Consider the following 22728-nt stretch of genomic DNA (forward strand, 5'->3'; position numbering starts at 1 on the left):
ACGAGCTCAGCGCCATCCCTGCCGAGATCCGGCGCGCGGCCTGTGCATTTCATGAGGCCGGCCACATTATCGTCGGCTGGCACCATGAGCGATATGTCACCTATGCCTGGCTTCGCCCGCCCTATGGCTTCACCGGCGAGACCTGTTTCGAGCCCTATCGGAAAGGCTTCCAGGCTGAGCGGCTGGCGGACATCCGGCGCGCCGAGGTCGAGATCACGATCCTGTCCGCCGGCCATTGCGGCGAGATGATCTATTGGAACGAGGGGGCGGGCTCAGATGGTATCCGGGCGCGATCCAGTCCCATGCGGATGATCTGGACCAGATGCGGCCATATATCGCCTTCCTGCGGCCTGTCGATGAGCTCGCTTTGCGGGCGCGCTGCGCCAGGGCGGCCGCCGCGATTCTGTATCAACCCCCGATGCTCGCGGCCCAGAAGGCCATTGCCAAAAGGCTGTTCGAACGGCGGCGTATCGATCGTGACGAGATCGACGACATTCTCAGGCCTGCGACCAGCGGCTGAACGGTCGGCTCGGATTTGCCAAGAGTCTGTTTGGACCCCGGAGCCCTCATCCTGAGGAGCGGGCACAGCCCGCGTCTCGAAGGATGCTCCAGGAGGCTCCGGTGATGGTTCTGCCCTGACCACCCACGCGCCGTCATCCCGGGTGACCGAAGGTCGACCCGGGATCCATGCCGGAGCGCTGCCTGGTTAGGCTCCGGCATGGATCCCGGATCGGCGCGGCTTCGCCGCTTGTCCGGGATGACGGCGTGGTTCCGAGGGTGAACGGTCTGCTCCAGGAGGTTCCCCTGCGAGCTGGAGCATCCTTCGAGACGCCGCTTACGCGGCTCCTCAGGATGAGGGCTCACCTTTCCAAACAGCTGGGGTCTCAGAACTCTTCCCATCCGGCATCGCTGGCACGGCTGTTGGCGACCTTCTTGGCCGGCGCGCGCGGCGCTGGCGCGGCGGCCTGGCCCCGGGTTGTCGGCGCCGATGCCCTGGTCTGGCCGAAAGCGGCCTCGGCGAGCTTGCGCAGGCGGGCGGGCTCCGAGCCATGACTGGCCGATGAGGCGGCTGCACCCTCCGGCCCGGTCCTGAAGGCGGCGACGAGGTCGTTGAGCTCGACGATGCGCGAGGACAGCGAGGTGGCCGAAGCTGCGCTCTGTTCGGAGAGCGCGGCGTTGGCCTGCGTCATCTCGTCGAGATGGGCGACAGCCTGGCTCATCTCGTCGATGCCATTGGCCTGTTCGCTGGCGGCCGAGGAGATGTCGGCGATGGTGGCCGCGACCTTGCGCGAATGGCTGAGAATCTGGTCGAGCTGGTCGCCGGCCTGGCGCACCAGTTTGACACCCTCGCCGACCTCCATGTTGGAGGACGAGATCAGGCCGGAGATGTCCTTGGCAGCGGCGCTCGAGCGTTGCGCCAGCGTGCGCACTTCCGAGGCCACCACGGCAAAGCCCTTGCCGGCATCGCCGGCGCGGGCCGCTTCCACCGCCGCGTTCAGCGCCAGGAGATTGGTCTGGAAGGCGATGTCGTCGATCACCCGGATGATGTCGGAGATCTTCTGCGAGGCGCTCTCGATGCGTGCCATGGCGTCGACCGCCTGGCCAGCGATCACGCCGCCCGACTGGGCCGCCTGCATCGCGTCATTGGCGATGCCGGCTGCGTCCTTCGAGGCCTGGGCCGAGGCCTTGACCGAAGCTGCGAGCTCCTCGGTCGTGGCTGCGGTCTCCTCCAGCGACGAGGCCTGCTCTTCCGTGCGCTTCGACAGATCATCGGCGCCCATGGTGATCTCGCGGGCGGCCAGGCCGACATCCGCCGAGGTTACCTGGATCGTGCGCACCGTCGTGGACAGGCGGTCCACCGTCTCGTTGATCGCGCCCTTGAGCTCGGCGAACTTGCCGCGATAGGCGGTCTCGATCCGAGCTGTCAGGTCGCCGCCGGCCACCGCCGAGAGCGCCTGGGCGAACTCGTTCGTCGCTGAATCGACCACCGCATTGATCTCGTTGATGCCGGCGACGAGCTTCTGCATCTGTTCGTCGGCCTGGTCGATCTGCAGCCGCGCCGAGAAATCACCCGACGCCGCAGCGGCGACGACCTCGCCGACATCCGAGACGACCAAGGCCATGTTTTCCGCCGCACGCAGACGGCGCGACGAGGCCTCGCGCTCCTGTTCCTCGAGCGCGCGGATCTTCTGGAGATTGTCGCGCAGGATCTGCAGCGAGGCGGCCATCTGGCCGATCTCGTCGCGGCGCTCGGTGCCTTCGACGGCGCTGTCGAGATCGCCTTCGGCGATGCGATGCATCGTGCCGTTGAGGCCACGCAGCGGCAGCAGGATGCCGCGGCGCGCGACGAACAGGCTCAGCAGCAACCCGCCGAGGATGCCGAGCACGGCGACGATTATCTGCACCAGAAGGAAGCGGTCGACGGAGGTGAAGGCGGTGTCGCGGGTCGCCTCGATCGTCTTGCCGGAATATGTGGTGTAGGCCTTGACCGCTTCGGTGACGGCCTTCTGCCCGCCGAGGCAGGCAGCCAGCGCGGCCTCGACCGCCGAGCGATCGGCCGTGCTGTTCCGGGAGGCGGCGACCATGGCGCGGATCTGGTCGAAATAGCTGCCGAGCTTGGCGCGGACATCGCCGATCAGGCGCTTCTCCTCGGCATCGGCCTGCGCCTCCAGGATCGGCAGCCGTGCCAGCATTTCCTTCACGCGCAGCTCGGTGTCGGTGGCGAACTCGGCATATTTTTCAGGCTGGCGCGCGAGCTGATAGGTCATCCGGCTGATCGCGATGATGTCGATGCGCAAATCCATCGCTTCGCGGGCGACGCCCCCGGTCTGCTCGACATCGAGCATCGAACGCTTGAGCTGCGTCAGCCCCATCCAGCCGACAAGGGCGATGACGATGGCGACGACGCTCATCACGGCGACGACGCCGATGGATTTCGACACGATGGAGGCGTGCTTGAGCATGGCTATGGTCAGCTTTCGGCGGCGGGGTTCTGCGGGACGGCGTGACGACGGGAACGGGCTTGGTTCGATCGTGACGATCGAGGCAGTCGGTTCGGCCGTTTCCTCATCGTCAGATCATGAGGCGCTGGCAGCCCCGGCCGGTTGCGCCTGGGCCCGAGATGAAGGCCTGCGGCATTCCGGTCTTGTGATCCGATCCAATGCTTCTACAGGCGCTGTCTTAACGAAGTTTTGTGCGCGCCCTGGCGTGCCGGGACATGGAGGCCGCGGGCTTCGGAAAGCGTTTGGAAAATGGGTTCAGCCCTCATCCTGAGGAGCCGCTCCGTCAGGAGCGGCGTCTCGAAGGATGCTCCAGGAGGCTCCGGAACCATCTGGAGTATCCTTCGAGACGGCCCTCATGGGCCTCCTCAGGATGAGGGCTGATTTTGCTAGAGCATTTCCGCGTTTCTCCGAATCGCGAAAATGCTCTAGCTCCTTGTTTTATCGCATTTTCTTCACGCGAACCGGTGTCCACTTCGCTCGAAAATGCTCTAGCGAACCTCAGTTCAGCCCTTCGATCGCAAAGATGCGTGCCGGCGAGCCATCCGCATTCGGCAGCTTCAGCGGCGCGGCGCAGAGGAAGGTCCTTGGGCTCTTCAAGGCTCCCGTGTTGACGACATATTCGATCAGGGTGATCCCCGCACGCAGGCAGACGTCATGGGTGACATGCTCCGCGAAGGGCACATGCTTGTTGTCGAGCAGAAGCCTGATCGGGAAATCCTGCGGAAAATCGAAGGCCAGCGCGGTCGGGTTGCGGGATTTGAGCCAGAGCGCCGCGTCGCGGGTCAGATAGGGCGCGTCGAGCCAGAATTCGCGCGTCTTGTAGTCCCGCTTTTGATCCCAGCCGCTCGCCAGCAGCAGGATTTCGCCGTCGGGACCGCCGGGGTCGGCGGCAGCGAGCCGCTCGGCGTCGATCGCCTGATTGGCAGTGACGTCCCGCAGATCCAGCACCCGGCATGGGCCGACGACGCGCGACAGCGCCGTCGCCTCGATCGTCGGGCTATGGGCGATGACATGGGCCTGGGCATCGACATGGGAGAAGCCGTGGCAGGTCATGCTGATCCGCGAGACGCGGAACTGGTCGCCCGCTGCGATGTCGCCCTTGATCGCCAGCTCGACGGGCCAGCGGAAATGCGGCTCTATCGTCATGGAGAGGTCGATGATCTCCATCAGACGGTCGCCTTCTTGATCGCCTCGAGCGTCTCGCCGCCGAACTTCGTCACGAACTCCTTCTCGACTTCGGCGGTGACGATCCTGGAGAAGGAGTCGCGGTCCGGCGTTTCCACCGCCTGCATCCCCGCTTTCTTGAGTTCCGCCAGGCTCGACCCTTCCGTGTCCTCGTTCATCCCGCGCTGGACGACAGCCAGTTCGAGAGCCGTCTCGGCAAGGAGCTTTTGCAGGTCGGGCGCCATCGCATCGAACTTGGCCTTGTTCATCACCACGGGACCCGTGGTGAAGGCGTGGCGGGTCAATGACAGATGCTTTTGGACTTCGCTGAACTTGGCGTTGAGGATCAGCGTCACCGGGTTCTCCTGGCCGTCGACCGCGCCGGTTTCGAGCGCGGAGAACAATTCGGTGAAGGCCATCGGCGTCGGCACGGCCCCTAACAGCTGGAAGGCGCGGATATGCGCGGGGTTGGGCGTGGTGCGGATCTTCAGGCCCTTGATGTCGGCAGCGGTGGCGACAGGGCGGCGGCTATTCGTCAGGTTGCGCCAGCCGATCTCCCAGGTCGCGAGAGCTTTCAGATTCGACGCTTCGAGCTCCTTGCGCAAGCCATCGCCGATCGGCCCGTCCATCACCGCCGCCACATGCTTGCGGCTCTGGAACAGGAACGGCAGGTCCAGGACGTTCAGCTTCGGCGCGAGCCCGGTGAAGAACGGGTTGCCTGTCAGGCAGATGTCGAGCGAGCCGCCGCGAACCGCGCTGATCGTCTGCGAATCCGAGCCCAGAGCCCCGTTCGCGAAGACCTGGACCTCGAGCTTGCCGCCGCTCTTCGCCTTGACCTTCTCAGCGAACTGGAGCGCGGCCTTGTGCCAGCTATCCGACTCGGGATGGGGATGGGCAAAGCGCAGTTTGGCGGCTTGCGCATGAGCGGGGCGACCTATGGAAAACAGGGCAAGCCCGGCGCCGGCGGTCGTGAGGGCGGTGCGTCTGGTGATGGTCATGGGGGCCTCCTCCGGATTGTTTTTGCGAGTGGGCTTTTCAGCGCCCGTAGAACCATTTTGCCGGCACCATGACGATCTCGGGAACGAGCGTCAGCAGGACGAGAACTGCGATCTGTGCGAGCAGGAAGGGCATGACGCCACGGATGACCTTGTCCATCGGAATGCGGCCGACCGCGCAGACGACGTTCAGCACGGTTCCCACCGGAGGCGTCAGCAATCCGATGGCATTGTTCATGATGAAGAGGACGCCGAAATAGACCGGGTCGATCCCGGCCTGCTTGACGATCGGCATCAGCACGGGCGTCAGGATCAGGACGGTGGGGATGAAGTCGAGAGCCGTGCCGACCACGACGACGAGCAGCATCATCGCGATCATCAGGAGCATCTTGTACTCGATCAGCGGGCCGAGCATGGCGCCGACTTCGGCCGGTATGTTGGCGATCGTGATCAGCCAGGCCGAAACAAGCGCGGCGGCGACCAGGAACATCACCGAGGCCGACATTTTCAGCGCCGCCAGGAAGGCCGGGCGCAGATATTCGACCTTCAGCTCGCGATAGACGAACATGCCGACGAAGAGCGAGTAGACGGCGGCAACCACCGCGGCCTCTGTCGGCGTGAAGGCTCCGACCTTCATGCCGCCGATGATCAGGAACGGCAGAAGCAGAGCCCAGAAGCCATCGAGAGCAGCCTTGGCAATGCTCTTCATGCTGGGGCGCGGCAATTTGGAGACCGGCTCGTCCTTTGCCAGGACATACCAGGTGAGCGCCAGGGCCAGCCCCATCAGCAGGCCCGGAACGATGCCGGCCAGGAACAGGCGCGTGATCGATACGCCGGCGGCCACGCCGAACACGACGAAGCCGATCGAGGGCGGAATCACCGGCGCGATGATGCCGCCGGCTGCAATCAAGCCGCAGCTGCGGTCCAGGCGATAGCCGGCCTGCCGCATCATCGGAATGAGCAGAGCTGCCAAGGCCGCTGTGTCGGCCACCGCCGAGCCGGAGATGCTCGCCATCACGATCGCCGCGAGCACGGCGACATAGCCAAGCCCACCCCGGACATGTCCGATCAGCGCCATTGCGAAGGCGATGATCCGCTTCGAGAGGCCGCCGGCATTCATCAATTCGCCGGCCAGCATGAAGAAGGGCACGGCCATCAATGGAAAGCTGTCGGCGCCTCCAATCAGGTTCTGCGCCAGAATCTGAGCGTCGAACGCGTCGAGATGGATCATCAAGGCGACGCCGCAGACCAGGAGCGAGGTCGCGATCGGCATGCCGAGCGCCATGGCGCCCAGAAGCGACACAAGGAAGACGAGAATGGTCATGAGCGAGGCCGCTCTTGGTTATGCGCCTCGAAGGCGGCCAATTCCTCCGACTCCGCTCCGGTGATCAGTTGATCGGGAGGCAGGCGTCCGCTCAGCAGCTTGATCAGCGTCACGATGTTGAGGAGGCCGATGCCGAGCCCGCAGGCCAGGCCCGCCAGGTAGAAGACCGCGGTCGGCACACCCAGCACCGGGGACAGGTTGCTGAAATTGATGCTGCTCTGCAGCCAGCATCCCCAAACCAGCAGCGTCATGCACAGCAGCGAGAGCCCCTCGGCCAGCAAGCGCGCGAACCAGCGCCCGCGAAGCCCGAGCATCTGCACGACGGTCGTCATGCCGAGATGCCCGCCCTCCAGCGCGACCAGGAAAGCCCCGCCAAAGGTCAGCCAGACGAAGATCATCCGCGAAGCTTCATCCGACACCGTGATGCCGGAGTTGAACAGGTAGCGAAGCACGACATTGCCGAAGACCATGATGATCATCACGACGAACGCTGCGATCAGCAGGTTCTCGATCAGGCGAAGGAAGGCTTTGGGGAGTTGCATCGCGGGTCAGCTCGTCGAGCGGGCAGGGAACGCTTTGGAGAGTGGCGAGGAGGCTTTGCTGGCCTGCGCCGGGCTCATGCGGGATCAGCGGCATCGCCTTGCCCAGAGCAGAGGCATGCCGGCGATTGTCATGGCATGGGGCAGCGATCGATCGCGTGATCGGCGATGACGGATTCGCGAGCGCGCATTGGCGCACCTCCGTGGTTTCCTGGCCCTGAATGACCGTCGGTTCGAGCCAGCGGCCTTATTGTATGCTGTATACTGCACGCCGGTATTTGGGCTGTCAAATGCAGGATCGAGCGATCGGCGGGCAGGCGCGGAGCGTTTGGGACTGGCCCGCGCGAGGCGGGGGAGCGCCGACAGGGCGGGGTCCTGCGTTCTTGCCGAGACAAGCGCGGGGAACCCTCTCCCGTAGGGAGAGGGCAAGGTGAGGGGTCGGCCGTTTGACGTTCGCGCTGCAACCCAACCGCTGCCACGCTGTGAATTCGGCGCTCAACTGGTCCAGGGGCCGACACCTCACCCCTGCCCCTCTCACTGAACTCGGGCCTGCCCGAGTTCAGCACTCAGAGTTTCGAAGTCGGGTAGACCCGACTTCGATGAAGGAGAGGGGTTCCCCGCGCCTTTCGCATCAATGCGGTCAGAGGGTGTGCCGCGAGGGTCGTGCAGGGCCGAACAGCACCGCGGCCGGGCGTGCGAAGCTTTGCCGGCCGCCCCGGAAACCCATGATCGGCTCGGCGATCTCCGCGAGCGCGTCGCGGCCGGTCGGCGCGTCCAAGACGATCAAATCGGCCGGGTTGCCGATGGCTATCCCGTAATCGTCGAGGTTCATCAGTCGCGCAGGCAGCGTCGTCACGAGATCGAGGCAGCGCTGGAACCCGTCCGGGCCGATCTGCGCGACATTGGCGTAGAAATTCGCCATGCGCAGCAGCGAGCCGTCGCCGAAGGGCGTGAACGGGTTGAGGATGTTGTTGCTCGCGACCGAGCAGACCACGCCCTGCTCCACGAGACGATGCGCTGGCGCCAGGCCGCGCGGCACCGCATGCGAAGCCTCCCGCCCCATCAGATAGAGATCGGTCGCCGGCAGGACCGTCACCGCCACGCCCGCCTCAGCCAGCCGCTGCCCGATCCGGGCGAGGCTCGCCGGCTCCACCATCGAGAGCTTGGTGACGTGTCCGATCGCGACGCGGCCTTGATAGCCACGGCGCTCGGCTTGGCGGCAGATTTCGTCGAGATGCATCCAGCTCGGGTCGAGGTCGAAATCGAGATGGAAATCGAGGTCGACGTCGAACCGCCCGGCGAGGGTGAAGAGCCGGTCGATCTGGGCAAGCGGGTCGCTGTCGGTATAGGGGCAGCCGCCGAGCAGATCCGCCCCGTCGCGCAGGGCGGCGACGAGAAGCTCCTCGGTGCCGGGATCGTTGGTCAGCCCCTCCTGCGGGAAGACGCAGATCGAAAGCTCCAGCCCCCAGGCATAGGCCGCCTTCAGCGCCTTGATCGCTTTGAGGCTGCGCAGGCCGGCGCGCGGATCGACCTCGACATGGGTGCGCATCCAGGTCGTGCCCTTGGCGATCGCTTTCTCGATCACGCGGGCGCCGCGCTCATAGACGTCGTCGACGGTGAAATCGCGCTTCATCGCGGCGACTGCGGCGATGGCGTCTGCGAGCCCGCCATGACTATGGCCGCAGCGGCCGAGCAGGCAGGCCTTGTCGAGATGGACATGGCTGTCGACGAAGCCCGGCAGCACGGCGCGGCCGTCCAGGACGATCTCCGGCGCGTCGGCGACGATACGGGGCGAGATGGCCGAGATGCGTCCGGCGGAGATGCCGATATCGACCGGCTGATCCTGGCTGGGGATGATCGCCTGACGAAAGATGAGATCGAGGGAGCTGGGCATCGCATGCATAGAGCCGGATGATTTCAGACGGGGTCACTTCGTGATCCCATCTGAAATCTGAATCCGTCTCTCATCCAAGAGTTAGAGCAGGATCAATGCGAAAAACCGGTTCCCACTTTTTCGCATCCTGCTCTAGGAAATGAGTTCAGGCTGTACAAAAAACATGCATGCACTTTGTGTGCCGATCCCGCAGAGCCGGATCCGATCAGGTCGGATCGACCTGATCGGTGAATCCGTCTCTCATTATGTAATAGCGAACGCGTTATCCGATCAGGTTGCAGCGCAACCTGATCGGCGCGTGCGCTTGCACGCGTGTCGGGGCGGCGATGAGCGGATGGCCGGCGCGGGACTGAAGCAGCCGAAGGGCTGAACGCTATTCCGCCGCGTCGCGCCGTAAGCTGCGACCAGGGCCCGCCTTGCCGGCGGGGCGCGCCGGCGGCGTTTCGGCATAGGGCGCCAGGATATCCATGATGTCGCGGCCGCGCGGCTTGGCCTGTGCGACCAAAGCGCGGTCGGCGACGGAATCGAGATGGCTATGCATCAGGCTCATCACCTTGTCGGCGCCGCCCTCCGCCAGCGTGTCGATCAGCAGACGGTGCTCGTTGATGGCGCATTCGGACGAATGAGGCCGGCTGAACAAGGACAGGATCAGGCAGCAGCGATAGGCGATCTCGCTGACATAGCGGATCAGGATCGGGCTTTCCGTCATCGTGGCGAGCAGGATGTGAAACTCGGTCGCGAGCCGGATCGAGACCGCGTCGGGGCCGCCGCGCGCTGCATCCTCGGCATCGACATGGGCCTTGAGCGCGGCGATCTGGGCCCTGCTCAAGCGACCGGCCAGCTGCCGCACGACGAGGCGCTCGAGCTCGATCCGGATGTCGAAGGTGTCGCGCGCCTCCTGCCAGCTCGGCGTCGCCACGACCGCGATGCGGTTGCGGCGCAATTCGACCAGCCCTTCGGCCGCCAATTGCCCGAGCGCGTGGCGTGCAATGGTGCGGCTGACGCCGAAACGCTCGCCCAGCGCATCCTCAGGCAGCTTCGCGCCCGGCTCGAGCGCCTGCTCGATGATCGCGCGGCGTAACGCACGGCAGATCGTTCCGACCTTGTCGGACGAAGTGCGGCCCTGGTCCGTTTCACGCGCCATCATGGTTTCCACGTCGTGGGCGACCGTCTTAGCGCCATGTCTGCCGCTTCCGCAATGCGTGCGCGGGCCAGCCGGGTTGCCTCGGCATGCCGCTGATCGTGCTGGCCGTGATGGATTGCCGAGGCCATCAGAACAAGGAGGGCGAGTCGATCAGGATACAATGTGGCACTGCAATTGCATGCACTTTTGGCATGAGCCTGCCACGCCCCAAGCCCGCGATCATTCCATCGGCGCCGCCGCTGCCGGGCGCGGATGCGCCGCTACGCCCTGCTCCGGCGATCGAGCTTTCGCAGGCATCCGTCACCTTCGGCCGTGGGGCAGGCGCGGTGCCGGCCCTGTCCGAGACGAGCCTGCGCATTCCCGATGGCGAGTTCGTCGCGCTGGTCGGCCCCTCCGGCTGCGGCAAGTCCACCATACTGCGGCTGGTGAGCGGGCTCGTGCAGCCGAGTGCGGGCGTCGTCATCGTCGGCGGCCGCGAGGTCACCGCGCGGGCGCTCCGGATCGGCATGGCCTTCCAGAATCCGACCATGCTGCCCTGGCTGACGATCGAGCAGAACGTCATGCTGCCGCTGAAGATCGTGCAGCCGTTCCGCTCGCGTTTCGCGCGGGAGAAGCGCGGCGCTTTCCGCGACAAGGCGCATGCGCTGCTCGCCCAGGTCGGGCTCAAGGGCTTTGCCGGCAAATATCCCTGGCAGCTTTCGGGCGGCATGCTCCAGCGCGCCAATCTGTGCCGGGCATTGATCCATGAGCCGCGTATGCTGCTGCTCGACGAGCCGTTCGGCGCGCTCGACCAGTTCACGCGCGAGGAGCTCTGGGCGATCCTGCAGGAGCTCTGGCTGTCGCACCGCCCCACCGTCCTGCTGGTGACGCATGATCTGCGCGAGGCCGGCTTCCTGGCGAGCCGGATCTGCGTGATGAGCGCCCGGCCGGGCCGCATCCTCGACGATAGCGCGGTCGCCTTCGCCCGGCCGCGCACGATCGCCATGACCTTCGAGCCGGACTTCGTCGCGCTGAACCAGCGCTTGCGCGAGCTCATCGTCGATGCCCGCTCCGCCCCGGTCCTTGAGGAGAGCATCTGACATGGCCGATATTCGTCTCAGGCAGAGGCTGGGCTCAGCCGGGCTGATCGTGCTGTTCTTCGTCGGCTGGGAGCTGTTCTGCGTCATCTCGGGCATGTCGGACCTGGTCCTGCCGCGCCCGAGCCAGGTGGTCGCGACGCTGGTGCAGCGCTTCCCGATCCTGTGGCCACATATCCTGCAGACGCTGGCGACGACGATGGCCGGCTTCGTGCTCGGCGTTGCGCTCGGCGTCGTGCTGGGCGCGGTCATCGGCGTTTCGCGCACGGCCTATGACACGGTCTACCCGCTGCTGATCGGCTTCTCCTCGATCCCCAAGGTCGCGGTGGTGCCGATCTTCGTGCTCTGGTTCGGCTCGGGCACGGTGCCGGCCGTGCTGACCTCCCTGTCGATCTGTTTCTTTCCGATCGTGGTCAACATCGCGACCGGCCTCGCCACGACCGAGCCCGAGATGGAGGACGTGCTGAAGGCGCTCGGCGCCAGCAAGTTCGACATTCTCTGGAATGTCGGCCTGCCGCGCACGATGCCGTTCTTCTTCGCCTCGCTGAAGGTCGCGATCACCTACGCCTTCGTCGGCACGGTGCTGGCCGAGACCGTCGCCTCCAATCGCGGCATCGGCAATGTGATGATGTCGGCCTCGTCCAACTTCAACGTGCCGCTGGTCTTCGCCGGGCTGTTCATTCTCGCCGGGCTCGGCGTCGCGCTCTACGTCGCCTTCTCGCTGATCGAGAGGCGCGTCACCGGCTGGGCCACCCGCAAGACCGATCTCGCCACCGCCTAGACCTGCCGCAATCGTCAGAAGGGGAGACCACGATGCTGAAGAACGCGATGCTCAAGACATGGACCGCGACACTTCTTGCCGGCCTCGCCTGGGCCGGCTCCGCGCTGGCCCAGGAGGCCACGATCAAGTTCACGCTCGGCTGGAAGACGCAAGGTTCGGATGCAGCCTTCTTCGTCGCGCGCGACAAAGGCTACTACAAGGCCGAGGGGCTGAACGTCGTCATCGACCAGGGCGAGGGCTCCGGCGCCACCGTCACCCGGGTCATGAGCGGCGCCTATGATGCCGGCTTCGGCGACGTCAACGCCATCATCCAGAACGCCGCGGCCAAGCCGGGCGAAGCGCCGGTGATGGTCTACATGATGTGGAACCGGCCGCCTTTTGCGATCGTGACGAAGAAGGCGACCGGGGTGACCAAGCCGGCCGATCTCGTCGGCAAGACGCTGGGCGGCGCCCAGGGCACGCCGACGACCCGCCTGCTCGAGGTCTTTGCGCGCAAGAACGGCGTCGCGATGGACAAGGTCAAGCTCTCCAACATGGCGCCGAACCTGCAGGAGCCCCTGCTGATCAAGGGCGACATCGACGGCGCGCTGGTCTTCAACATCACCAGCTATTTCAACCTCGTGCTGAACCGCCAGGACCCGGACAAGGATTTCAACTGGCTGATGTTCGGCGATTATGGCCTCGACCTCTACTCGAACGGCCTGATGGTCTCGCAGAAGCTGATCAAGGAGAATCCGAAAGCCGTGGCCGGACTCGTCCGCGCCACCAACAAGGCGATGATCGAGATCGCCGGGGATCAGGGGCTCGGCATGAAGGGCGTGATCAACTTCGACAATCTCGTCGACGAAAAGGTCGAGAAACGCCGGCTGCAATATTCCTTCAGCGAGCTTATCGTCTCGCCGGAGATGAAGGAGATCGGCATCGGCGACACCAAGGATGAGCGCATGGCGCGCGCCATCGGCATCATCGTCGAGGGTTACCAGCTCGCGCGCACGCCGATGCCCGGTGAGATCTTCTCGCGCCAGTTCCTGCCGCCCAAGGCGGAGCGTGAACTGGTCTATACTGCGAACTGAACCCGCCGGGAGGGCGAGATGACAGGGACGGCATTCGCGACGAGCCTGTTCACCGGGCAAGGCCTTGTCGCGGATGCCGCGCTCCAGCACCGGGACGGGGCAATCACCGCCGTCCTGGACGGGCAGGCGGCGCAGGATCGGCGCCGGCTGATCATCCCGGCCCTCGTCAATGCGCATGACCATGCCCGGCCGAGCATGACGTCCTTGGGCGCAGCGAACCTGCCGCTCGAAACCTGGATGCTGCGCTCGGCCTTCGGCACGCCGCCCGATCCCTATCTCGCCGCCGCCGTCTCGCTGGCCAGGACGGCACGGGCCGGCTGCGGCGCCATGATGGTCCATTATACCCGCCCGAGCGGCACGATGCCGGTCGTCGAGGAAGCCCGGCAGATCGCGCGCGCGGCCAGCGATGTCGGCATCCGATTGGCCTTCGCACCGGCGGTGCGCGACCAGAACCCGCTGGTCTACGGCGACAGCGCCGCCCTGCTCGAGGCTCTCCCGGCCGAGGCGCGGCAGCCGGTCGAAGAGCTGTTCATCCGGCCGGCGCTGCCGCCGGCCGCTTATCTCGACCTTGTCGAGGAGATCGGCGCCGCGATCGCCGGGCCGATGGTCGATGTCCAGTTCGGGCCCGCCGGCGTGCAATGGTGCTCGCCGGCCCTGCTCGAGGCCATCGCCGAGCGCTCGGCCGCGACCGGCCGGCGTGTGCATATGCACCTCCTCGAAACCGTCTATCAGCGCGCCTGGGCCGACAGGACCTTCCCGGGCGGCATAGTTGGCTACCTCAAGGATATCGGTCTGCTGTCCGAGCGCCTGACCCTAGCCCATTGCACCCATGCGAGGCCTGAGGAGCTCGATCTCATTGCCGAGGCCGGCGCGACCATCGTCACCAATTTCAGCTCCAATCTGCATCTGCATTCCGGGCTCGGGCCGATCGCCGAAGCCCATCGCCGTGGCTGCGCGATCGCTGTCGGCGTCGATGGCGCGGCGCTCGACGAAGACGACGATGCGCTGCGCGAGATGCGGCTCGTCCAGATCATGCATGACGGCGCGGGCCTCCGGCGCAATTGGGGCCGCGCCGAATTCCTCGCCCTCGCGGTCCGGAACGGCCGCAAGGCCACGGGCGCGCCGGGGCCGGGCGCGCTGGTCGCGGGCGCTGCCGCCGATTTCACGGTGATCGACCTCGACCGGCTCGATCGTGACGCGATCATGCCTGTCGATCCGCTCGACCTGCTGTTCGCCCGCGGCAACACCGCTTGCGTCCGCGACGTGGTCGTGGCCGGGCGGGAGATCGTCAGGGACGGACGCCCGACAGGCATCGAGCTCGAGCGATGCGAGGCGGAACTGCGCGGGCTCCTCCGCAAGAACCTGCCGCGCTACCAGGCGCTGCAGGCGGCCTTGCCCGCCCTTACGGCGGCCGCCACGACATGGTTCGAATCGTCCTGCTGTGAATAGAGGCGGATGAGCGTGCGGTGGCCGCTTATTTCCGCGCGATGTTCCAGTAGACCGGTGCCGGCGGCGTCAGGATCCCGGTCAGGTTCGCCCGGTGGGCCCTGATCTGATATTGCAGGCCGATCGGAATATAGGGAACCGTCTCAACCGCTCGGGCCTGGATCTTCGCGGCGAGCGCCTTGCGCGCGCCAAGGTCGGAGAGATCGGCGAAGGCGGATCGCATGGCCTCGATTTCGGCGTCGCAAGGCCAGCCGAACCAGGCCTTGTCGCAGTTCGAGCGCAAGCCGAGATGGCTGAGGGGCTCCATCATGTCGAGCCCGCCAGGTCCCGAAATGAAGATGGACCAGCCGCCCTTGCCAACCGGCTCCTTGCTCGCGCGGCGGCTCACGACCGTGGCCCAATCCATCGCCTGGACGTCCGTCTTGAGGCCGATGCTGCGCAGCAATTGATCCGCGACCATCGTGAAGGCGTGGATATTGGTGTTCTCGGTGGCGTCGAGCAGCACGACCGGCGTGCCGTCATACCCGCTCTCCTTGACCAGCGCCTTGGCCTTGTCGAGGTCCGGCTTGGGAAAGCCTTCCTCCGTGAAATAGGGCGAGGAGCAGATATAGAAGGAGCGGCAGGTCTTGCCGAGGCTCGGATCCTCGATCACGGCGTCCAGGAACTCGGAGCCGTTGACGGCATGGAGCAGGGCCTGCCTCACCCTGGGATTGTTGAAGGGCGGCTGCAGCGAGTTGATGCGGATCTGCTGCGCCACGCCGAGTTCATCCTGACGGGCGATGACGACGTCCTTTGCCGGTTTGGCGAGCCCGATCAGATCGGCGGAGAGGTCTTCGCTGATGTCGATCTCGCCCTTCAGCACGGCGTTCACCGCCGTCTGCTGATCGGGGATGATCTGCCATTCGACGCGATCCACGCGCGCGATCTTGCCGCCGGAGAAGCCGCTCGGCGCCTCCGTGCGCGGCACATAGTTCGGGTTCCTGACGAAGACCAGTTTCGAGCCCGAGAGCCACTCCTCCTTCTTGAAGATGAAGGGGCCCGAGCCGGTCTGGTCGGTCACGCCTTGATTGGCGGGCGTCGCCGTGGCGATCCGCGCCGGCATGATGAAGGGCACGGGCGCTCCGGGTTTGCCGAGCGCGTCGAGCACGAAGCCCCAGGGTTGGGACAAAGTCAGCCTGAAGCTTTTGGCGTCGAGCGCGCTCCAGGCTGCGCCGCGCGCATTGAGCTGCTGGCCCATGCTGTCATTGCCGCTCCAGCGCTTCAGCGAGGCGATGACGTCGTCGGAGGTGACGGGCTGGCCATTGCTGAACGCCAGGCCGTCGCGCAGCGTGAAATCCCACGTCTTGCCATCGGCCGATGTGCTCCATGCCGCCACCATCTGGGGTTTCACCGCCAGAGTGTCGTCCACCGCGAACAGCGTGTCGTAGACCATGTAGCCGAAGTTCCGGGCCATCGAATCCGAGCCCAGCATCGGGTCGAGGATCTTGACGTCGCCGGACGGCCTGACTTTCAAGACGCTCTGCGCCGCCGCCGAACCGGCCGACAGTGCAAGCAGAGCGGCGCCGATTGCCCAATGCGCTTTCATGGTGTCCTCCCGTTTTTCTTGTGATTTGTCATGACGTTTCCAGCGCCGGGCGCCGGGCTCGCTTGCGGCCGGGCGCCGGGACCACGTGCCCGCCACGGCCGATGAAAGCGAAGGTGGCGAGCGCGATGCCGGAGGCAGGTTCTCTGCCGGGTTTCATCGCGGAGAAGGACAAGTCGACACCGGTCGCGCCGCCGAACAGGCTGCGATCGATGCCGGCCAGCACGGTCGGGCGGGCCCTGTCTTGCAGCGCGCTTGGCCAGCCTGCGACGACGACCCGCCTGACGCGGTTGAGATTCAAGGCATTGCCGATCGCTGTGCCGAGTTGGGTGAGGCGGAGGTCGATTTCCGCCCGGGCATGGCTTGGCACATGATCAGACTGCCGAACGCCCTCGCGCCAGCTATCGCGGGGTGTGAGCATATGCTGCTCCGCTTTGCCGAAGAGCGGAGCCATGGCCCCCGTCGAGACATAGGCTTCGAGACAGCCGGAATGGCCGCAGCGGCACTGCGCGCCCTGCCGGTCCATGACCATGTGCCCGATTTCGCAGGGGAGCACATCGTCGCTCCCGGCGCTTTCATCGACGAAGGCGCCGCCGACCCCATGCCCGAGGAACACATAGAAATAGGGTCTTTCATCCCGCGTGACGCCGATCTGAAGTCGATGCGCCAGGGCGCGCGTCACGATCGAGTTGGCGAATGTCGCGGGTACGTCCGGAAGCGCTGCTTCCAGCGTCCGGGTGATGAAGTCGCGCCGCAGCGCCACGATCGGGTTGCTCGCCTGGCCAGGATGGTAGCCGGGTATCGAGATGGCGATCTGGCGCAAGGCGATGTCGTGGCGCATGCACCAATCCGCCATGCCCGTGATGGCTTCGGCAGTGATGGTTTCCGCCGCCATAGCGGCCGTGCCGTCGGGCAGCTCGTGGTGCTCAGAAAACAGCACCTCGCCCTTGAGGTTTCCGACGCCGACATGCGCGCGGTTGTTGGAGAGCTCGATCGTTGCGACGAACTGGCTCTCGCTCAGCGTCAGAAACGTACTGGGGCCGCCGCGATAAGGCGCCCGTTTCCGGGTGTCGTCGACGAGCCCTTCCGCTTTGAGATCGGCCACGATGCGGGAGATGCTCGCATCGGTCAGGCCGATATGAGCGATCACATCCGGCCGGAATGATCCGCCGGATCGCCAGAGATAGCGGAGAACCGCGGCGCGCGTCTCCTGCCGGCTCCATGCCCCCTTCACATCTCCACCCTGTTCATTCTTGTTTTATGTAAGAATGAGAGTGGAAGACGATCCGATCGTTGTCAAATGCTCCGCATCAGGAGGCTGTGCCCTCGGCGCGGCTCCATCGTCATTGCGAGCGCAGCGAAGCAATCCAGGTGACGTGGAGCAAGCCCTCCAGGATTGCTTCGCTGCGCTCGCGACGGCAAGGGCGCGTGTCCTGTCCGGCTGGCGTCGCGCTTCGTCTAATACTTGATCACGCCGAAGCGCCGGAACGCGTCGTGGATGCGGTCGGCATAGGCGTTGAAGCTCGGATAATCGCCGAGATGCGCGGGGCGCGGGCGGGGCAATTCGATTGCGATCTCATCGACCACGCGGCCCGGCGTCGGCGACATCACCAGCACGCGGTCCGACAGGCCGATCGCCTCGTCGATCGAGTGGGTGATGAAGACGACGGTCTTGCCTGTCTCCAGCCAGAGCATTTCGAGATCGTGGCGGATCTGCGTGCGCGTGATCGCGTCGAGCGCCCCAAAAGGCTCGTCCATCATCAGCACGGACGGATCGTGGATCAGCGCGCGCGCGATCGAGACACGCTGGCGCATGCCGCCCGAAAGCTGCTTGGGGTAGCGGTCGACGGCGTGGCTGATGCCGAGCTTGGCGAAGAGCTCCAGCGCGCGTTCCTTCGCAGGCGCGAGCGGCAGGCCGCGGATTTCGGCCTGGAGCATGACGTTCTCCAGCGCCGTCCGGAATTCGAGCAGGAGATGGTCCTGGAAGACGATGCCGATATCGGTCAAAGGCGAGGTCAGCGGCTTGCCATTGACCAGGAGCTCGCCGGAGCTGATCGGAATCAACCCCGCCGCCATCAGCATGAAGGTGCTCTTGCCGCAGCCGGAAGGGCCGATCAGGCTGACGAACTCGCCGCTCCTGATATCGAGGGTGAGACCATCGACGGCGGTGAAGCCGCCGAAGCTCTTGATCACGCCGCGTCCGGAAATGGAGGCGGCCCCGGTGCCGGGCTGCGCAGAGCTGGGATGCATCATCGGCTCACGGGCAGGCCGGTGCCGAGGCCGGCAGCAGCTCGGTCGTGTAGTAATCGGTGATCGGCTTGTCCTTGGGCAGGCCGAGATACTGCGTCAGCAGGTCGTAGCTGACGGTCCAGTTCTTTTCCGGCACCTTGCCGAGCGCGGTTGCTCCCGGCGCGCAGAGCAGCTTGTTGACGACATCGAACTGCGCCAGCACCTGCGCCTTCTTCACCGCCGGGAACTGCGCCACGACGGCGTCAGCCGCCGCTTCGGGGTTCTTGCGCGCCGCGTCCCAACCCTGGAGGCTCGCCTCGACGAATTTTTTGAACAGCTCCGCATCGGCCTTGACCCGGTCGTCGCGGGCGATGATCGACAAGCCCACCGTCGGCACGCCGACATCGCGGTAGAAGATGTCGCGGACCTTGAAGCCGCGCTCGCGAATCTGGATCGAGTGGAAATCGGCGCCGCCCAGAATGGCATCGACCTTCTTCTCGAGCAGCGCGCCGACGAAGGCGCCGGGATCGATCGCGATGACATCGACCTTGCTCTTGTCGATCCCGTTGCTGGCGAGGATGGCCTCCAGCAGCGTCGTCTGCGCCGTTCCCGGCTGGACCGCGAGCTTCTTGCCGACGAGGTCCTTGGGCGCATCGATCTTGCTGTCTTCCAGCGCGATGATCGCAAAGCCATTGGTCTGGAGCACGGGGGCGATGATCTTGACCGGAGCGCCCTTGGTGCGCAGCTGCATCGCGGCCGGCGCGTCGGCGAAACCGATGTCGGTCTGGCCGGTGGCGACCATCTGCGCCGTGGTGCCCGAGCCCTTGCCCTCCTCGATCGTCAGGTTGATGCCGGCCTTCTCGTAGAGGCCGAGCTGCTTGGCCATCATGAAGCCGGCATTGGGCGCGGCCGCGAGGAAGTTCAGTGTGATCTTCATCGGCTTGCCGGCACCCTGTGCGAAGGCGCTGCCTGCGCTGAGTGCGAGCATGGCGACAGTGGTGATCAACATGCGTCGGTTCATGGTCTTGGTCCTCCCGTATGCCCCGGTTGGTCCGGGTTGATGGTTAGCGCGTGAACAGAATGGGTCGGCGCGTCAGCCCTTGGCCTCGTCAGCTCTTTCGCTTGTCAGCCTTTGCGCTGCCAGGGCATCAGCAGCACCTCGAGCCCGTCGACGAGATAGCTGAACAGGATCCCGACCAGGCTCAGCGCCACGAGGCAGGCGAAGATCAATGGCATGTCGAGGAAGCTCGTGCCGCGCAGCAGGAGATAGCCGAGCCCGGCATTGGCGCCGACGAACTCGCCGACGATCGCGCCCGTCGCGGCGAACACCGCCGAGACCTTGAGGCCGGAGAAGATGTAGGTCAGCGCGGCCGGCACCCGGACATAACGGAAGGTCTGCCAGGCCGAGGCGCCCATCGAGCGGGTCAGATAGAGCACGCGCTCATCCAGCGCCCGGAACCCGGTCATGCTGGCGACCAGCGTCGGGAAGAAGCAGAGCAGGAAGGTGAGCAGCACTTTTGGGAACAGGCCGAAGCCGAACCAGACCACGAAGAGCGGGGCGATCGCGATCTTCGGCACGAGCTGGAAGAAGACGATCACCGGATAGATCGCCTTTTCCAGGATTTTCACGGACACGATGATGTAGCCGAGCGGGATCGAGATCACCGCCGCCATCAGGAAGCCGAGCACGATCTCGTTGCCCGTCACCAGCGTGTGCTGGAAGATCAGGGCCCGGTCGCTCCAGAGCCGCTCGAAGAAGGCGCTCGGCACGGGCAGGATGTATTCGGGGATACCCGCCAGCGGCACCAGCCACTGCCAGGCCAGCAGCAGCACGGCAAAGCTCGCCAGCGGCCAGGCGACCGCCGACGTCCATGCGCCGACTCGCCCCTGCGCCTGGGAGGCCTCATTGGGCTGCTGCGTCGGCCGGGTTGCGACCTCGTCCGTCATGCGTTTGTCCCTGCGGCAAGACTGTGGCCCGAGGAAAGGCTGTGGCGCTGCTCGCCGCCTGCGACGGCAGGGACGAGGCTCTGGATTTGGCGGCGCCGCAGCGGCCAGATCTCCGCCATGGCGCGCGCGGCCTGGCGCAAGGCATCGCTGATCTCGCCATGCCGGCTCTCGTTCATGCGCGCTGCCGGGCCCGCGACGCTGAGCGTGCCCGCGACGGGAGCATCACTATTGGGGCCGGCGCGGAAGGTCGTCGCCATCGCGACGGTGCCGACCTCGCCCTCTTCTACGGCGAGCGCGACGCCGCGACGGCGGGTTTCGTCGAGATGGGCACGCAGCGCATCGACATCCTGCAAGGCATTAGGCCCGGTGCGGCCGTCAGCCCGGAAACCGCGCGCGCAGACGATGCGCAGCGCCTGCGCCTCCGGCAACGAGGCGAGCCAGGCCTTTCCCGTCGCGGTGGCGTGCAGCACGATCTCGGTGCCCATCGGCGGATCATAGCGCAGGCCCGCGGTCGCTCCCTGGGACCGCGCGATCCAGACCAGGCTCTCGCCCTCGACCACGGCGAGGCGGCAATATTCGCGGGTCGCGATGGCAAGCCCGTCGAGCACGATCTGTCCCGCATCGGGCAGGCCGCGCAGATCGAGATTGCGGAAGGCAAGCTGGGAGAGCTTCAGCGTCAGCCCATAGGCGCCGCTGGCTGAATCCTGGGCGACGAAACCGCGCTCGGCGAGCGTCGCCAGCAGCCGGTGCGTCGCGCTGGCCGGCAGGTCGAGGCGTTCTGCGAGCAGGCTGAGATCGACGCCGTCGGGCTCGCCCGACAACGCCTCCAGCACCTTCAACGCCCGCTCCACCGCCGCGATCGTCACTCTTAGGCTCCTTGCCGTCCCTCGCGATTTTTATTTTGGAATTGATTTCCAATTCAGAATTGAATTTCATATACGAACGGCAAGAGGCGGAGTCAACGCGCCCCAACGAGACCCGACCGGGAGGATGTCAGTGAGCTTATCGGGAGAAGGCGCGGTCGCGATCTGGCACGACATCGCGCCGGAAGGCCGCGAGATCTTCTATGCCTGGCATGGCCAGGAGCACATGCCGGAACGGCTCGGCATTCCCGGTTTCACCCGCGGGCGACGCTATGTCGCAATCGAGGCCGACCTCGAATTTTTCAATCTCTACGAGGCCTTGAGCGTCGAAACCCTCAAGAGCCAGGACTACACCGCCCGCGTCAACGCACCGACGCCCTGGACGCTCGCGGCGGTGAAGCATTTCCGCTCCGTCGCGCGCTCGATCTGCCGTGTCGCCCACAGCACCGGCCCAGCCCAGGGCGGCCTGATCGCGACGCTGCGCTACGACGTGCCGGATGCGGATGCTGCCGCGCATAAGGCTGCGCTGCTGCGCCAGACCATTCCAGACCTGCTCGCCAAGCCCGGCGTCGCCGGCGTGCACCTGCTGACGGCTGACGCCGAGGCGAGCGGCGTCGCCACCGCCGAGCAGAAGGCGCGCGGTGTCGCCAATGCCGTGCCGCGCTGGGTGCTGCTGCTCGAAGGCTGGGGCGACGAGGCGGGTTTCGTCGCGCTGGCCAAGGCGGAGCTGGCCGGCCAGAAGCTCGATGCGATCGGCGGGAGCGGCCCCTATTCACTGGGCCTCTACCGCCATCAGATCACCCGCACCAAGACGGCCTGGAGCGCCGGCTGATGAGCGCGCGTTATGATCTTGGTGGGCGCAGCGCCATTGTCACTGGCGGCGCCGGCGGGCTCGGGCGCGGTATTGCACGCGCCCTGATCGAGGCCGGGGCGATCGTCGAGCTCTGGGACGCCAATAGCGCAGCCCTTGCCGACGCGGTTGCGGAGTTGGGCGCGGGCGCCCGCGCGCGCCCGCTCGATATCACTGACGCCGTCGCGGTCGAGGCCGCGGCGCAGGCCGCCTTCGCGGACCATGGTCGCATCGACATCCTGGTCAACAATGCCGGCATACTCGGCGAGGTGAAGTCGGTCTGGGAGACGACGCCGGAAAATTTCCAGCGCGTGCTGCAGGTCAATCTGTTCGGCTCCTATCTCGTCACCCGCGCGGTTGTCGGATTGATGCGCCGGCAGCCGGCGCGCGCTTCTGCGATCACGCCGCATCCCCTGCGCGGCCATGTCGTCAACATCGCCTCGATCCAGGGCAAGGAAGGCATGGCCAAGGCCGCAGCCTATTCGGCCTCGAAAGCCGGGCTGCTCGCGCTGACCAAGAGCGTCGCCAAGGAGACGGCGCTCGACGGCATCATTGTCACCGCGGTCACCCCGGCGGCGGCAGAGACGGCGATGGCCAGGGAGATTTCGGCCGAGCGCCGCGCCGACATTCTAGGCCGCATCCCGATGGGGCGCTTCGTTGAGATTGAGGAGGTCGCGCGCCTGGTGCTCTGGCTCTCCAGCGACGAATGCTCCTTCTCGACCGGAGGCATTTTCGACCTGTCAGGCGGCCGGGCGACCTATTAAACATCGCCCGGCATGCAGGCGGTTCGAGCTAGCGTGGCGAGCCCGGACCATCTGC

Annotated in this window: 20 protein-coding genes; 7 read left to right on the forward strand and 13 right to left on the reverse strand. The window is 65.8% G+C overall.

The window, feature by feature from the left end:
* Positions 1-322: 322 nt before the first annotated feature.
* Positions 323-520 (forward strand): hypothetical protein, encoded by a 198-nt coding sequence (locus J2Y55_RS29545; RefSeq protein WP_310160436.1) that lies wholly within the window; start codon positions 323-325, stop codon positions 518-520.
* Between the two features lie 364 nt (positions 521-884).
* Here J2Y55_RS29545 and J2Y55_RS29550 read toward each other — a convergent pair whose 3' ends face one another.
* From J2Y55_RS29550 to J2Y55_RS29580, 7 genes are all read right to left on the reverse strand, one after another.
* Positions 885-2963, reverse strand: a complete 2079-nt coding sequence (locus tag J2Y55_RS29550; RefSeq protein ID WP_310160438.1) for a HAMP domain-containing methyl-accepting chemotaxis protein — start codon at positions 2961-2963, stop codon at positions 885-887.
* Positions 2964-3500: 537 nt separating this feature from the next.
* Positions 3501-4169 carry a cyclase family protein gene (locus J2Y55_RS29555; protein WP_310160440.1) on the reverse strand — a complete coding sequence of 223 codons (669 nt, stop codon included), beginning with the start codon at positions 4167-4169 and terminating at the stop codon, positions 3501-3503.
* Positions 4169-5164, reverse strand: coding sequence for a TRAP transporter substrate-binding protein (locus J2Y55_RS29560; protein WP_310160441.1), 996 nt, complete (start codon positions 5162-5164; stop codon positions 4169-4171). Before J2Y55_RS29560 ends, J2Y55_RS29555 begins: the two co-directional genes overlap by 1 nt.
* A gap of 37 nt (positions 5165-5201) precedes the next feature.
* A complete protein-coding gene (locus tag J2Y55_RS29565; RefSeq protein ID WP_310160442.1) occupies positions 5202-6485 on the reverse strand; it encodes a TRAP transporter large permease subunit in 1284 nt (427 codons plus the stop codon).
* The gene (locus J2Y55_RS29570) at positions 6482-7027 is read right to left on the reverse strand and encodes a TRAP transporter small permease (protein ID WP_310160443.1); all 546 of its coding nucleotides are present in this window, start codon (positions 7025-7027) and stop codon (positions 6482-6484) included. The genes J2Y55_RS29565 and J2Y55_RS29570 overlap by 4 nt, the downstream gene beginning before the upstream one ends.
* A 637-nt stretch (positions 7028-7664) precedes the next feature.
* The gene (locus J2Y55_RS29575) at positions 7665-8927 is read right to left on the reverse strand and encodes an amidohydrolase family protein (protein WP_310160445.1); all 1263 of its coding nucleotides are present in this window, start codon (positions 8925-8927) and stop codon (positions 7665-7667) included.
* A 364-nt stretch (positions 8928-9291) separates the two neighbouring features.
* Positions 9292-10065: a GntR family transcriptional regulator gene (locus J2Y55_RS29580; RefSeq protein WP_310160446.1), complete on the reverse strand. Its 774-nt coding sequence runs from the start codon at positions 10063-10065 to the stop codon at positions 9292-9294.
* Positions 10066-10253: 188 nt separating this feature from the next.
* Here J2Y55_RS29580 and J2Y55_RS29585 point away from each other — a divergent pair, with 188 nt between their 5' ends.
* The 4 genes from J2Y55_RS29585 to J2Y55_RS29600 are packed head-to-tail and all read left to right on the forward strand — an operon-like array spanning position 10254 to position 14441.
* Positions 10254-11141 (forward strand): ABC transporter ATP-binding protein, encoded by an 888-nt coding sequence (locus J2Y55_RS29585; protein ID WP_310160447.1) that lies wholly within the window; start codon positions 10254-10256, stop codon positions 11139-11141.
* A gap of 1 nt (position 11142) precedes the next feature.
* Positions 11143-11919 (forward strand): ABC transporter permease, encoded by a 777-nt coding sequence (locus J2Y55_RS29590; protein WP_310160448.1) that lies wholly within the window; start codon positions 11143-11145, stop codon positions 11917-11919.
* Positions 11920-11966: 47 nt separating this feature from the next.
* Positions 11967-12992: an ABC transporter substrate-binding protein gene (locus J2Y55_RS29595; protein ID WP_404979071.1), complete on the forward strand. Its 1026-nt coding sequence runs from the start codon at positions 11967-11969 to the stop codon at positions 12990-12992.
* Positions 12993-13010: 18 nt separating this feature from the next.
* Positions 13011-14441 (forward strand): amidohydrolase family protein, encoded by a 1431-nt coding sequence (locus J2Y55_RS29600; protein ID WP_310160450.1) that lies wholly within the window; start codon positions 13011-13013, stop codon positions 14439-14441.
* A gap of 25 nt (positions 14442-14466) precedes the next feature.
* On the opposite strand, the gene J2Y55_RS29605 is transcribed toward J2Y55_RS29600, so the two are convergent.
* From J2Y55_RS29605 to J2Y55_RS29630, 6 genes are all read right to left on the reverse strand, one after another.
* Positions 14467-16023 (reverse strand): ABC transporter substrate-binding protein, encoded by a 1557-nt coding sequence (locus tag J2Y55_RS29605; RefSeq protein ID WP_310160451.1) that lies wholly within the window; start codon positions 16021-16023, stop codon positions 14467-14469.
* A gap of 28 nt (positions 16024-16051) precedes the next feature.
* Positions 16052-17170: an ROK family protein gene (locus tag J2Y55_RS29610; protein ID WP_310160452.1), complete on the reverse strand. Its 1119-nt coding sequence runs from the start codon at positions 17168-17170 to the stop codon at positions 16052-16054.
* A gap of 308 nt (positions 17171-17478) precedes the next feature.
* Positions 17479-18270, reverse strand: a complete 792-nt coding sequence (locus J2Y55_RS29615) for an ABC transporter ATP-binding protein (RefSeq protein ID WP_244546662.1) — start codon at positions 18268-18270, stop codon at positions 17479-17481.
* Positions 18271-18277: 7 nt separating this feature from the next.
* On the reverse strand, positions 18278-19270 hold the full coding sequence (locus J2Y55_RS29620; RefSeq protein ID WP_310160453.1) for an ABC transporter substrate-binding protein: 993 nt from the start codon (positions 19268-19270) through the stop codon (positions 18278-18280).
* Positions 19271-19374: 104 nt separating this feature from the next.
* Positions 19375-20196, reverse strand: a complete 822-nt coding sequence (locus J2Y55_RS29625) for an ABC transporter permease (protein WP_310160454.1) — start codon at positions 20194-20196, stop codon at positions 19375-19377.
* The gene (locus J2Y55_RS29630) at positions 20193-21062 is read right to left on the reverse strand and encodes an IclR family transcriptional regulator (RefSeq protein ID WP_310160455.1); all 870 of its coding nucleotides are present in this window, start codon (positions 21060-21062) and stop codon (positions 20193-20195) included. The genes J2Y55_RS29625 and J2Y55_RS29630 overlap by 4 nt, the downstream gene beginning before the upstream one ends.
* A 130-nt stretch (positions 21063-21192) precedes the next feature.
* Here J2Y55_RS29630 and J2Y55_RS29635 point away from each other — a divergent pair, with 130 nt between their 5' ends.
* Positions 21193-21891 (forward strand): hypothetical protein, encoded by a 699-nt coding sequence (locus J2Y55_RS29635; protein WP_310160456.1) that lies wholly within the window; start codon positions 21193-21195, stop codon positions 21889-21891.
* The gene (locus J2Y55_RS29640; protein WP_310160457.1) at positions 21891-22673 is read left to right on the forward strand and encodes an SDR family NAD(P)-dependent oxidoreductase; all 783 of its coding nucleotides are present in this window, start codon (positions 21891-21893) and stop codon (positions 22671-22673) included. The genes J2Y55_RS29635 and J2Y55_RS29640 overlap by 1 nt, the downstream gene beginning before the upstream one ends.
* The last annotated feature ends 55 nt before the right edge of the window (positions 22674-22728 follow it).

The organism is Allobosea sp. BE125 (assembly GCF_031456075.1).
Taxonomy (GTDB): domain Bacteria; phylum Pseudomonadota; class Alphaproteobacteria; order Rhizobiales; family Beijerinckiaceae; genus Allobosea.